Here is a 12895-nt window from a genome sequence, read left to right as displayed (position 1 = left end):
ATGGGGAGACACTTATGAACGGCGCGCAGGCGATGGCGCACACCCTGTCGGACGCGGGCGTCGACGTGTGGTTCGCGAATCCGGGCACGTCGGAGCTGCATCTCGTGGCGGCGCTGGACGGCGAACCGCGTGCCCGGGGCGTGCTGTGCCTGTTCGAGGGCGTCGCGACGGGTGCCGCCGACGGGTACGGGCGGATGGCGCCGCGGCCCGCCGCCGTCCTGCTGCACCTCGGCCCGGGACTCGGGAACGGGCTGGCCAACCTGCACAACGCGCGGCGGGCACGGACACCGGTCGTGGCCGTCGTCGGTGACCATGCCACCGGCCATCAGCGGTTCGACGCGCCGCTGCAGTCCGACATCGCGGCCGTCGCCGGGTCGGTGTCGCGCTGGGTGGGCCGGCCCGCGGACGCGGCGGACGCCGGTTCCGCCGCGGCGGAGGCGGTCGGGGCCGCACTGGCCGGGGGCGTCGCGACGCTCATCGTCCCCGCGGACGTCGCCTGGTCGGAGGGCGGGCGGGTCGCGGCGCCGCCGCCCCTTCCCGCGCCCGAACCGGCGGGCGACGATGTGCTGGAGGCGGCGGCCGCCGCGCTGACCGGCGGTGAACCGTGCGTCCTGCTGATCGGCGGCGACGCGACCCGCCGCGCCGGGCTGGAGGCGGCCGACCGCATCGCCACGGCGACCGGGTCGCGGGCGCTGTGCGAGACGTTCCCGGCCCGCCTGGAGCGCGGCGCCGGGCTCCCGGCGATGGGGCGGCTGCTCTACCTGGGCGACATGGCGGCGGCGCAGCTGGAGGGCGCCCGGCACATCATCCTGGCCGGTGCGCGGCGGCCCGCGACGTTCTTCGCCTACCCGGGCCGCACCGGCGACCTCGTCCCGGACGGGTGCCGGGTGCATGACCTCGGCGGCGACGCGGCCGCGGCGCTCACCCGGCTCGCCGACGCGGTCGCCGCGGACGTCGAACCGACCCCGCGGCCCGCGGCGCGGCCGGACATGCCGTCCGGGACGCTCACGGCGGAGACGGCCGCCGCCGTCGTCGGGGCGCTGCTGCCCGAGGGGGCGATCGTCTCGGACGAGTCGAACACGTCGGGGCTGTGGCTGGCGGACGCCACCGCGGGCGCGCCGCCGCACGACTGGCTGACCCTGACCGGTGGCGCGATCGGCCAGGGAATGCCCGTCGCGGTCGGCGCCGCGATCGCGTGCCCGTCCCGGCCGGTCGTCTGCCTGGAGTCGGACGGCAGCGCGATGTACATGCCGTCGGCGCTGTGGACGCAGGCCAGGGAGGGGCTCGACGTCACCACCGTCGTGTTCGCCAACGGTTCCTACGCGATCCTGTCGATGGAGATGACACGGGTCGGGGCGACGGCGGAACCGCCCGCCGCGGGGAGCGTGGCGCGGGACATGGTCGACCTGTCGCGGCCGGCCCTGGACTTCGTCGCGCTGGCGTCCGGCATGGGGGTTCCGGCGACCCGGGCCCGCACGGTGGAGGAGTTCGCGGTCCAGTTCGGCCGGGCGGTCACCGAACCGGGCCCGCACCTCATCGAGGCCGTCGTGCCGCCGCTGGGATGAGCCGCCGCGGGCGGGGCGCGGCGGCCGTGCGGCGGGCGCCGCGCCCGAGCCGGCGGAACATGCCGCGCTGGCTCCGGTACAGGCCGGGGAACTCGCGGTAGAGCCGTTCGTACTCCGCCCCGGCGGCGGGGTCGGGGGTGAAGACGCGGTCGACCCCGATCCGGACGTCCTCGCGGCGGACGGCGCCGAGCGACAGCCCCGCGAAGACGGCCTGGCCGCGCAGGCCGGCGTTCATCGGGTCGGCGACCCGCTCGACGGTGCGGCCGAGCACATCGGCGTGGATCTGGCACCACAGGTCGGACCGGGCACCGCCGCCGATCAGCCTGATCGGGTCGAGGGGGCGTCCCGCGAACCGCTCGACCGCCTCGTGCAGCCAGCGGTTGTTGTAGGCGACGCCCTCCAGGACCGCGCGGACGAGGTCGTCCTGCGTCGTGGTCAGCGACAGGTTGTGGAAGCCGGCGCGGGCGTCGCGGTCGTCCACCGGGGACCGCTCGCCGTCCAGCCAGGGGGTGAAGATGACGCCGTGACTGCCCACCGGCACGGTTTCGGCCCGGCGCACGAGCCGTTCGTAGTCGGATGCGGTGGTGGTGGCGGCGCCCACGATCGTCTCGTGCAGCCATTGCAGGCACCGGCCGCCGGTCTCATGGTTGTTGGCGACGACGTAGGAACCGTCCCCCAGCCCCGGCACGCTGGCGATGGACCGCAGGACGTCGGTCTTCTTGAACGGCACCGACAGCCCGATCCAGGACGTCGTGCTGATCGCGAGGTGGGCCTGGAAGTCGTCCATCGTCCCGGCGCCGCGGACCGACGCATGCAGGTCGGGCAGGCCCGTGACCACCGGCAGCCCGGCGGGCACCCCCAGCTCCCCGGCCACCCGCTCGGGGATCACGCCCACCACCGAGCCGACGGGCCGCAGCGGCGGGAGCCGGCCGGTGTCGATCCCCGCCCTGCGGGCCAGGCCGGCGTCGTACCGCAGCGTCCCGGGCCGCCGGTTGTCGGTCAGCCAGGCCGCCGTCATCGAGGCGTGGGTGGCGGCGGCGACCCCGGTCATCCGCATCGTCAGATAGTCGACCGGTTCCATGAACCAGCGCGCCGCGGCGTACACGGCGGGCATCTCGTGGCGCAGGAACAGCAGGTGCCCGATCGGGTCGGCGCCCGACGGCGACGGCGCCCCACCCGTCCGGCGCACCCAGGCGAGGATGTTGCGCGGGGCGTACCCGGCGACCGGTCCGCCGATGAGGGCCCGGGAGTACGGCGCGCCGCGCGTGTCGTCGTGCAGCATGCAGTCGCCGACGGGACGGCCCGACTCGTCCACCGGCACCGTGCTGGCCCACTGGCCGGTGCACGAGGCCGCGACGAGCTGCTCGGGGCGGATCACTCCGGCGGCCATCACCCGCCGCGCGGCGGCGGTGATGAGTTCCCACCACTGCCCGGCGTCCTGGGTGGAGGCGCCGTCACCGGACCGGCGGGTGGTGACCACGCCGAGTTCGCACAGGGCGATCTCCCCGGTGAGCGAGACGAGGCCGATCTTCACCCCGGTCGAGCCGAGGTCGACGGCGAGGACGTAGCGGTCCCCGGGGGCGGGCGCGCGTGCGGGCATGGTCGGTTCCTCCGCCCGGTCAGCGCGCGGCCGGAGGCAGCGACTGCTGGGTGTCGAGGATGCCGGTCATGATCTGCCGGATGAAGTCGTCCGCCTCCTCGGTGAGCCCGCCCGGCACACCCCCGTACACCGCGCCCGAGAGGGGAGACTCGCCCGCCTCGTGCCGTTCGGCGGCATACCGTACGGCGTCGGCGAGGTCGGCCGCGAAGGCGTCCGCGACGCCGGGCCGGGTCTGCGGTCTGGTGACGGCCATGTGGATCGCATCGGGATACTGCTGGCCGTTGAACCGCCAGCCGCGTCCGGACATGAAGTCGTACACGTGGTAGATGTCGAACACGTCCGACGTGAAACTGAACAGGAACGTCGGCTCTCCCATGACGCGCAGCTCGGGGTGCGACCGGACGGCCTCCAGCATCTGGCGCGCGGTGCCGAAGATCTGCTCGGCGTACCGCCGGTAGCCTGCGCGTCCGAGCCGCACCATCCCGGCCCAGGTGGCGGCCAGCAGCCCGCCCGACCGGGAGCCCTCGATGCCCGGCGACAGGTACTTGCCGCCGCTCCACCCGGTGTGGAAGAAGTACAGCTCGTTGCGCAGCGCGCTGTCGCGGAACAGCAGCGTGGACGTGCCCTTGAGGCCGTACCCGTACTTGTGGGTGTCGGCGGAGATGCTGGTCACGCCCGGCAGCCGGAAGTCGAACGGCGGGATGTCCAGGCCGAGCTCCTCACCGAAGGGGAGGACGAACCCGCCCAGGCAGGCGTCGACGTGCAGGCCGACGCCGCGGATGAGCGCCAGCTCCGACAGGTCCGCGATGGGATCGATCGTGCCGTACCCGTAGTTGCCCGCCGAGCCGATCACCGCGACCGTGTTCGCGTCGATGAGCCCGGCCGCCGCGGTGACGTCCACCAGGGTCGTGCGGGGGTCGGCCGGCGCCTCCCGCACTTCGATGCCGAACAGGTGGCCGGCCTTGTCGAACGCGGGGTGCGCGGTCTCCGGTTTGACGATGTTGGGCCGGGCGATGCCGCGGTGCCGGGCGGCCGCGTCCCGGTAGGCCAGCATCGCGTGCAGGATGCTCCCGGTGCCGCCGGTCGTCACCAGGCCGCCCGGGTCGGTCTCGGTGACCGCGCCGCCGTGCATGAGGTCGAGGGTCATGGCGAGGATCTCGCCCTCGAACTTCGTCGCACTGGGGAACATGTCGCGCTGGAGCACATTGGCGTGACCGAACAGGCCGTACGTCTCCGTCATGAAGTCGTAGTGCTCGTGGTCCCCGCAGTACACCGTCCCGGACGCCTTGCCCGTCTCCCAGAAGGCGTCCTCCTGAGCCGCCATCTCGCGGACTTCGGCGAGGATCTCCGCCCGGGGCCGCCCCTCCTCGGGCAGCCTCTCGTAGCTCCGGAACCGGCCGGCGTAGGGGTAGTCCGTCATGTGTCCGCCTTCCAGACCTGCGCGGCGACCTCCTCGCGGGCACGCCTACCAACGATCCTGAGCCGACGTCCCCCCGGGGAACAGGGACTTTCGTCCCGTCCGTTCGGCGGTCGCCATGATCAACTCCCGTCATCGGATGAGGGGCAGGCCTTGCTCGATCCATGGTCCGGCTCGGACTGGCGGGCGCGTGAGGCTCTCACCTTGTGGAGGTTGCCGCAGTGCTCCATCGAGCACCAGCGGCGGCGGCCGGGGCGTGAGGTGTCGACGTAGACGAGCTGGCAGTTGTCGCCGGCGCAGGTGCGGATGCGGTGGGCGAACGGGCCGGTCAGCAGGTCGATGGCGTCCCGCGCGACGGTGGCCAGCAGGTGTGTGCCCTTGGGGGTTCCGGCCCACTGCCGCTCCCCGTCCGGCGTGATGCCGGGTGCCAGCGCCGGACGGGCGGCGGCCTTGTTGAGGGTCCCCAGGTCGTCGGGCGGGTACGGGTCGCTGTGCAGGTGGGCGATGACCACCTGGAACAGCGCGTCGCGCAGGTTCCGCGCGTTGGTCACCTCGGCTTTCGAGACCTGCAGTGCGGGTGTCGGGGTCAGCCGTGACCGCTCTGCCCAGGCGGCCAGGTCGGCGGGCTCGAACAGGACCTCGTACCTGCGGTAGGGGCCGGGGCCGCCGGTGGTCAGCAGCTCCAGGCACAGCGCGCCGGGGTCGAACCGGTAGGTGGCGCCGGTACGGGAGCGCAGCGTCAGTCCCGTGGTTGCAGAGGAGGCCATGTAACTAATATAACTGGTTACATGGCATTGGGTTGGAAGCTGGTCATCGACAGTACGGACGCATCCGCGCTCGCGGACTTCTGGGCAGCGGCCCTGGGCTACGAGGTGGAGGATCCCAGCGCGCTCGTCGAGCAGGTGCTGGCCGCCGGCCGCATCGGCGAGGAGGCGGTACACGAACATCGCGGACGCAAGACCTTCCGCGGCCATGCCGCGATCCGCCACCCCGAGGACCCGTTCGACGAGGTCAGCGGCGTCGGCCGCGGACGGCGGCTGCTCTTCCAGGACGTGCCCGAGGGCAAGTCCGGCAAGAACCGCCTGCACATCGACGTCCACAGCGAGCCCGGCGGCCTCGACGAGCTGGTCGCCCGGCTGGAAGGGCTGGGAGCGACCCGCGTCCGCGAGTTCGACCGGGGACCCGCCGGGCACTGGTGGGTCATGCAGGACCCCGAAGGCAACGAGTTCTGCGCCGCGTAGGCCGGGCTAGTGATTCGCCGCGCTCTTGCCGACCGCGTAGACGTCGCCCATGACGGTCTTGGTGTGCCAGTACTCGCCGCGGGATGGCTCCGGCCTGATGCGGTAGCGCGGAGTGGCGGGGGCAGGGCGTGGGGACGCCCCAGGCCGCCGGTCGGCCCGGGGCGGGAGACGGGTCACCGCTCGCGGCGGCCTCGCCGTCTTGCGTCCTCCTCTTCCATCTCGATGCGCTCCTTGCGGATCTCGCCGCCGACGGTCTCCTCTTCGGTGACGGTCTCCTTACTGGCCCGCACGCGCTCCACCGGGGTGGTCTCCTTGGACACCACCGGCCGCTCCTCGTGCAGGGTGACCTCGTGCTCGGCCTCGGTGATCTCCGATCCGCGCATCGCCGCGTCCCGGTTCTCATCGGTGATCGGCTCGCGCTCGACCCGGACCTCTTCGTGGCTGACCGGAACGGTCATCTGCTGCTCTTCGGTGACCACGTACTTGCGCAGTCTGGCCCGGCCGCTCTCCCGGGTCTCCTTGTGGACGTGGAGCTGCTCCTCAGAGCGGGTCATCGCGTCGTCGGGCTCGCGTGCCCGCTCCGGCGCCGCCTCCCCGGGCTGTGCGGGGGCGCGCGTTCCGCCCGGCTCAATGCCGTAGTAGCGGTACAGCCGCTCCTCCTCGTCCGCCGATATGTGCCCGGCCTCGACGTCCACGTGGGGTGCCTGCTTGATGAATTCCTTCTCGTACCCCGCCTCGACATGGTCGGAAACCCACTCGGCTCCGCTGGTCGGGACGAAGGTCTCCTTGTTGCCCAGCAGTCCGATCTGGATGCCCAGCCACTCGGGACGCCCGGTCCGGTCGTCGAGGAAGACGTGCTTGACGTCGCCGACCTTGCTGCCGCCCTCGTCGTAGAGCGGGTGGTCCAACACCTGAGGAATTTGTTCCTTGGTAAGCATGTGCATCCTTTCTTTGACTCTTGAAGCCCTACCACTGAAAAGCGAAAGGATGCCTCTTCCAGGGTAAATTCCATTAAAGGCTGATTTGCACACATTTTCTGGCCTGTCGGGAACAATGCAGCGCTTTGTCGGTGTTGCGCGGTCGGCTCGCCGGCCTCGGGGCGCGTGGTCGGACCGGCGCACCCGGCGCGGGCGACGGTTCCCGCCTGGACGTCCTCGCCGCGGAGTTCGGCCCCACGACCGCGCCGCCGCGATCCCCGGCACCGCACCGCCACCGCCATGGCCGGGACGCCCGGCGGCTACGCGTCGGGCTCGTCGCCGGCGAGGCCGTGCCGGAGGGCGTAGATGACCGCGGCGGCGCGGTCGCGGAGGCCGAGCTTGGTGAAGATGCTGCCGACGTGGGTCTTGACCGTGCCCTCCGCTATGTGGAGCCGGGCCGCGATCTCGGGGTTGGTGGCGCCCGTGCCGATGAGCGACAGCACCTGGCGTTCCCGCAGCGAGAGATCGCCGGACGACGCCGGGCGGGGACGGAGCCCGGTCCGGTAGGCGCGCAGGACCTGCGGGGTGATGGCGGGGTCGAGCCAGCCCTTCCCGGCGGCGACGGCGCGGGCCGCCTGGATGATCTCCTCGCCGGGCGCGTCCTTCAGCACGAAACCGGCGGCGCCGGCCGCGAGCGCGGCGGCGACGACCTCGGGGTCGTCGAACATGGTGAGGACGAGCACGGGCGGTGCGCCGGGGCGGGACCGCAGCAGCCTGGTCGCCGCGGCGCCGTCCAGCCGTTTCATCCGGACGTCCATCAGCACCACGTCCGGGGCGCAGCGGGCCGCCGCCCCGGTCACTTCGTCGCCGTCCGCGCACTCGCCGACGATCTCCACGTCCGGTTCGCCGTCGAAGATGCGCGCCAGCCCGGCGCGGACGAGTTGCTGGTCGTCGACGAGCAGCAGCCTGATCACGAGGCCGTCCCGGTGAGGGGGATGGTCGCGTGGACCGTCCAGCCGGGACCGTCGGGTCCGGCGCGCAGGTCGCCCCCGAGCGCGGTGACGCGTTCGCGCATCCCGACGAGTCCGAGCCCGCCCGCCGCGGACCGGCCGCGCGGGCCGGCCGGTCCGGGATCGGTCACGGTCACCTCGGCGGTGCCGTCCCCGACCGCCACGGTGACCTCGGCCGCCGCGCCGGGCGCGTGCCTGGCGGTGTTGGACAGGGCCTCCTGGACCACCCGGAAGATGGTAAGCCCGACCGCCGGGTCGACGGTGCCCAGGTCGCCCCGGGTGCTGAGCGTGACCGCGAACCCTCCGTCCCGCAACTCGGCGACCAGGGCGCCGGTGTCCTCCGCGGTGGGCGGGGCGAGGGTGACGGACGGTCCGGCGGCGGACGGGTCGCGCAGCAGGACCAGGCCGCGGTGGACGTCGCGGACGCTCTGCCGCCCGGCCCGCTCGGCCTCCGCCAGCGCCTCGCCCGCCGCCCCGGTGTCGCCCCGGGCGGTGGCGAGCCTCGCCGCGGTGATGTTCAGCATCACCACGCCCAGCCCGTGCCCGACCAGGTCGTGGACCTCGCGTGCGATCTTCCGGCGCTCCTCGGCCACGGCCTCCCGGGCGAGCCGCAGCCGCGCCTCGTACAGCTTTCCGTGGACGCGGAACGCCGAGCCGAGCACCAGGAAACCGGCCCCCCACATGAGCCACGCCGGCCAGAGCGGCAGCCCGCCGGCCAGCAGCTGCCGGACGGGGGCGAGCGCGAGCGTCAGCGGCACCGACCAGGCCAGGTCGCGTCCCCGGGCGAGCACGACGAGATGGATCCAGATGGGCGCGCCGGCGATCGCCAGCGCGCCGTCGGAGTAGGTGCCCTCGGCGAACGGGAACGGCCGGAACCCGCCGCCCCGGCCCGCCGGGGGTGCCAGCGCGATGATCAGGAGGAGCAGCGGCGCCAGCACCGGCACCGCCCTGACGGGCGGCTTCCACGGCCGTATCGACTGCCACGCCCACAGCGCGGCGTACCCGGTGACCAGGACGGTCCGGACGGGCGGGGACGGGGCCAGCAGCACCGCGAGCAGCGCCCAGCACGTTCCCACCCAGGCGAGCAGCCTCAGCAACGGCCAGGGCGGGGTGGTCCAGCGCATGCGCAGATCCTAGATTTCCCCGGGCGGCGCGGTCATCGGACCGTGGTCGCACTGCCGCTCCCCCCACGGTCGGGGCGAGCCGGGGACCGCGGGGCGAAGCGGCCGGGCCGGGGCGCCGCGGATGCTGGCGCCATGCGAATTCAGGCGTTGTCCCGGATGGCGAGGCTGTCGGCGCTCCCGCTGGGAATCGGCCGGCGGACGGCCGTCGCCGGCGGGCTCAAGGCGCTCGGCCGGCTGACCGACGAGGCGTCGCTGGAACTGCACGAGCGCACCGCCGACCAGCTCTTCGACGTCCTGGGCGGGCTCAAGGGCGGGCTGATGAAGTTCGGCCAGGTCCTGTCGGTGTACGAGACGGCGCTGCCGCCGGCGATCTCCGCGGTCTACCGGGAGCGGCTGGCCCGGCTGCAGGAGGCGGCCCGGCCCGAGCACGCCGCCCGGGTACGGCAGGTGCTGGCGGACGACCTCGGCCCCGGCTGGCCGGACCTCTTCGCCGCCATCGACCCGGAGCCCGCCGCGGTCGCCTCACTGGGCCAGGTCCACCGCGCCGTCTGGTCGGACGGCCGTCCCGTGGCGGTCAAGGTGCAGCACCCCGACGCCAGGGAGCAGTTGCTGGACGACCGCGACCTGACCGTGTTCGCGATGCGCTGGTTCACCTCCTTCATCGCCCCCGAACTGGACGGCCGCGCGCTGGCCGCCGAACTGATGGACGGCCTGGCCGCGGAACTCGACTACGCACGGGAGGCCGCGGCGCAGGAGGCGTTCAGAGCGGGTTACCTCGACGATCCCGACTTCGCCGTCCCCGAGGTGCTCCTTCAGGACGGCCGGGTCCTCGTCTCGGAATGGATCGGGGGCACCCCGCTGGCGCAGATCATCGCCACCGGGAACCAGGAGCGGCGGGACCGCGCCGGGCTCCTCCTGACCAGGCTCATGTTCTCCGGCATCCCCAGGACCGGGATGATGCACGGTGACCCGCATCCCGGAAACTTCCGGCTGTTCGACGACGGCCGCCTCGGCGTCCTGGACTTCGGCGCGGTGTACCGCCACGAGCCCGGCACCCCGAGCCCGCTCCACAAATGGATGCGCGTCCACCTCGCCGAAGACCCGGAGGAACTTGTCGACGTCCTCCGCGACCTGGGCTTCCTGCGGCCCGGGGTGCGGGCGGACGGCGCCCGGCTCAGGGCGCTCTTCGAACGGACGGGAGCGGCCGTCCGGACCGAGACCTTCCGCTTCGACGGCGCCTTCCTCCGCGACACCCTCGAAGGGATGACGGCCTCGATGCCGGTCGGCCTCGGCCTGGCCTTCCCACCGGGCTACGTCCATGCCCAACGCGCCCTCGGCGTGGGCATCGGCGTTCTCTGCCAGCTCGGCGCGGAGGTCCCGTTCCAGCGCGAGGCCCTGCACTGGCTCGCGGACCGACCCCGGCACCGGCGCCATGACCTGGGCATATAGCGGGTTTCCTTGACCTTTGGGGTGGTTGTGTCGCCGCATGGCCGGGGGAGGATGACGCCCAGGGGCTCGTCCCATCCGGACGGGCCCCTGCCGCCGCCCGCTCAGCGGCGTGCGATCAGGCGGCCCGGCTGCCGCTGCCCGCCACGATCCCCGCCCCGACCGCGACCTGGAAGACGGAGGCCGGTTTCGACGTCGTCGATGCCGTCCGCGATGTCGCGAAGGAGCGGGGCGTCCCGCCGGCGCAGGTGGCGCTCGCGTGGCTGCTCGGCCGGCCCGGGGTGACGGCACCGATCGTCGGCGCGACGAAACTCACTCATGTGGAGGACGCCGTCGCGTCGGAGGCACTGAAACTGGACGAGCGGGAAGTCGCGCGACTGGAGGCGCCGTACCGCCCGCACCCGGTCGCCGGGCATTCCTGACGGACCAGAAGCCGGCGGCCCCGGACCTGAACGTTCCGGGGGTGCCCGGCGTCTATGAAGAGTGATGATTTGCGATACCACCGGCGATCGGGGCAGGCTGGGGACGAGAACGCCCACGCATGACGAGACGGCTACGTGGGGACATGGGTGACAAGGGTCGGAGGCCGCGTTATGCGCCGCGCGCTTCTGAACTTCCGGGAGCTGGGGAGCCCCGGGACGACGGCGCTGAAGGAGCCCGACGATGACCGAGAATGACGGCACGCAGGGTCCGCAGCGGCCGTTGCCGGACGACGAGGGCCGACCCGGGCCGTCCGAGAGCCAGGAGCCGCCCGCCCGGCCGCTGGGAGACCGCACCGTGGTGTTCGGGGCTCCGCAGCTGGGCGGCAATGCCCCCGCGCCGCAGCCGCAGGAGCCCCGCGAAGAAGAGCGGCCGGCGCCGCCTCCGCCGCCCCCCACGATGGTCGAGCAGCCGATTCAGCAGTACGGCGAGCAGCCCCCGGCGCCGCCGCAGCAGCCGTTCGGCGGTCCGCAGGAACAGCAGGCCCCGTACGGGCAGCCGCCGGCCCCGCCCTACGGCGCGCCTCCCGGTCCGGGCGGGTTCCCGCCGCCGCAGGAGCAGTACGTCCCGCCGGGGGAGCAGCAGCCCTATGGCCAGCCGCAGCCCGGTTACGGCCAGCCGTCCGAGCAGGCTCCGTACGGCCAGGCGCCTGAGCAGGCTCCCTATGGCCGGCAGCCTGAGCAGGCCCCGTACGGCCAGCCGCCCGAGGCGCCGCAGTACGGGCAGCAGCCGGGATACCCGCAGCAGCCGATGCACAGCGCGCCCCAGGAGCAGCAGCCGCAGTACGGGCAGCCCCCGTTCGGCGGCCAGGGCGGCGGCTTCCCGCCGCCCGAGGCCGGTGCGCCCGGCGAGCAGGCACCGGCGCAGCCCGAGCAGCTGCAGGAGGACCGCACGCTGATCGTCCCCGGCCCGGCCGCCGCCGCGCCGGAAGAGCCGCAGCGGCCCGTGGTGGACGACCAGGCGACGCTGCACTGGTCGCCCGGTACCGACATCCCGGTCGCCACCGGCCCAGAACGCAAGCAGGAGCCTCCGGCGGCGGAGCCGTGGCAGGCCCCGACACCGCCGTCCACGCCCGAGCCGTGGTCGCCGGAGTCGTCCCAGCCCGGCGTCCAGCCGGCACAGCCCGCGCAGCCGGGTCAGCACGGCCAGGTCGACAGCGAGCGGACGATGATGGTGCCGCCGCCCGAGTCGGGGTACGGCGCCGGTTCGCAGCCGACCGGCAACCCGGTGGAGGACCTGTACCGCCCGCCCGGTGAGAGCGGCGTGGAGGACGCGCGTCCGACCGAGGCGTTCGACCCGTCCCAGGGCCGCGCCGACCTGCAGGGCCGCGTCGAATCGCAGGGCATGGCCGAGCACACCCGGATGGACATCGGCCAGCAGCAGTGGGGCCAGGCCCAGCAGCAGGGCGGCCAGCAGTTCGGGCAGCAGCAGGGGTACGGGCAGCCCGAGCAGTTCGGTGGCCAGCCCGCCGAGCAGCAGCAGGGTTACGGCCAGCAACCCTATGGACAGCAGCAGGACTTCGGGCAGCAGGCTCAGCAGCAGGGTTACGGCCAGCAGTTCGGCCAGCCGGGCGAGCAGCAGGCCCAGGGGCAGGGACAGCAGTTCGGCCAGCAGCCCTACGGCCAGCAGGGGCAGCCGGGCCAGCCGGGGCAGTACGGTCAGCCGGGACAGTACGGGCAGCAGCCCGGTTACGGGGCCGAAGGGGGCAAAGGCAGCAAGGGCAGCAAGAACATGCTCCTGCTCATCGGCGGCGTCGTTGCCGCCGTGGTCATCATCGTCGTCGTGGTCGTCACTTTCGTTCTGTAGCGACCGGTCCGGCACGGCGTAAAAGCTGGTCCACATCTTCCCCAACTGTGGGATGTGGGACAGAATGCCGACGGGTCCTCCCTCCTTCGGAGGGGGGAACATCCGTCGGCATTCCGTCGTTCAACGTCCCGGGAAGAAGGCTTTCCAAGGCTCGCGGGCTTGCGCCCGAGGGCGGGCGCACGGTAGTGCCCTGTTCACTTTGCACTTTGGCGCGGCGGTCGGTAACCTTCTCACTTGTGCCCGCTGTGCGCGGGTCGCTATGCGTGTGCGTCGGCGAGGTCTGAGAGGC

At 73.3% G+C, this 12895-nt stretch carries 11 protein-coding genes; 5 read left to right on the top strand and 6 right to left on the bottom strand.

Annotated features, from left to right (window positions below):
* Window positions 1-14: 14 nt before the first annotated feature.
* A complete protein-coding gene (locus ACGFIS_RS16020; RefSeq protein WP_392905493.1) occupies window positions 15-1565 on the top strand; it encodes an acetolactate synthase large subunit in 1551 nt (516 codons plus the stop codon).
* Here ACGFIS_RS16020 and ACGFIS_RS16015 read toward each other — a convergent pair.
* From ACGFIS_RS16015 to ACGFIS_RS16005, 3 genes are all read right to left on the bottom strand, one after another.
* Entirely contained in the window at window positions 1534-3165 is a 1632-nt protein-coding gene (locus tag ACGFIS_RS16015) for an FGGY-family carbohydrate kinase (RefSeq protein WP_392971400.1), read from the bottom strand. The two genes, ACGFIS_RS16020 and ACGFIS_RS16015, sit on opposite strands and share 32 nt — an antisense overlap.
* A gap of 19 nt (window positions 3166-3184) precedes the next feature.
* A complete protein-coding gene (locus tag ACGFIS_RS16010) occupies window positions 3185-4585 on the bottom strand; it encodes a pyridoxal phosphate-dependent decarboxylase family protein (protein ID WP_392971397.1) in 1401 nt (466 codons plus the stop codon).
* Window positions 4586-4704: 119 nt separating this feature from the next.
* Window positions 4705-5349, bottom strand: a complete 645-nt coding sequence (locus ACGFIS_RS16005) for a CGNR zinc finger domain-containing protein (RefSeq protein WP_392971394.1) — start codon at window positions 5347-5349, stop codon at window positions 4705-4707.
* Between the two features lie 21 nt (window positions 5350-5370).
* Here ACGFIS_RS16005 and ACGFIS_RS16000 point away from each other — a divergent pair, with 21 nt between their 5' ends.
* Entirely contained in the window at window positions 5371-5823 is a 453-nt protein-coding gene (locus ACGFIS_RS16000) for a VOC family protein (protein WP_392971391.1), read from the top strand.
* Window positions 5824-5996: 173 nt separating this feature from the next.
* On the opposite strand, the gene ACGFIS_RS15995 is transcribed toward ACGFIS_RS16000, so the two are convergent.
* From ACGFIS_RS15995 to ACGFIS_RS15985, 3 genes are all read right to left on the bottom strand, one after another.
* Window positions 5997-6734, bottom strand: coding sequence for a DUF2382 domain-containing protein (locus ACGFIS_RS15995; protein WP_392971388.1), 738 nt, complete (start codon window positions 6732-6734; stop codon window positions 5997-5999).
* Window positions 6735-7060: 326 nt separating this feature from the next.
* Window positions 7061-7714 (bottom strand): response regulator transcription factor, encoded by a 654-nt coding sequence (locus ACGFIS_RS15990; RefSeq protein WP_392905478.1) that lies wholly within the window; start codon window positions 7712-7714, stop codon window positions 7061-7063.
* Complete coding sequence (locus ACGFIS_RS15985) at window positions 7711-8874, bottom strand: sensor histidine kinase (RefSeq protein ID WP_392905475.1); 1164 nt, start codon at window positions 8872-8874, stop codon at window positions 7711-7713. The genes ACGFIS_RS15990 and ACGFIS_RS15985 overlap by 4 nt, the downstream gene beginning before the upstream one ends.
* A gap of 132 nt (window positions 8875-9006) precedes the next feature.
* On the opposite strand from ACGFIS_RS15985, the gene ACGFIS_RS15980 reads away from it, so the two are divergent.
* From ACGFIS_RS15980 to ACGFIS_RS15970, 3 genes are all read left to right on the top strand, one after another.
* Window positions 9007-10323: an ABC1 kinase family protein gene (locus tag ACGFIS_RS15980; RefSeq protein WP_392905472.1), complete on the top strand. Its 1317-nt coding sequence runs from the start codon at window positions 9007-9009 to the stop codon at window positions 10321-10323.
* A complete protein-coding gene (locus tag ACGFIS_RS15975; RefSeq protein WP_392905975.1) occupies window positions 10320-10742 on the top strand; it encodes an aldo/keto reductase in 423 nt (140 codons plus the stop codon). The genes ACGFIS_RS15980 and ACGFIS_RS15975 overlap by 4 nt, the downstream gene beginning before the upstream one ends.
* Before the next feature lie 241 nt (window positions 10743-10983).
* On the top strand, window positions 10984-12606 hold the full coding sequence (locus ACGFIS_RS15970; RefSeq protein ID WP_392971385.1) for a hypothetical protein: 1623 nt from the start codon (window positions 10984-10986) through the stop codon (window positions 12604-12606).
* Window positions 12607-12895: the final 289 nt, after the last annotated feature.

It is taken from the genome of Spirillospora sp. NPDC048824 (genome assembly GCF_043198455.1).
GTDB lineage: Bacteria > Actinomycetota > Actinomycetes > Streptosporangiales > Streptosporangiaceae > Spirillospora.
This window is presented reverse-complemented; position numbering and strand designations above follow the sequence as displayed.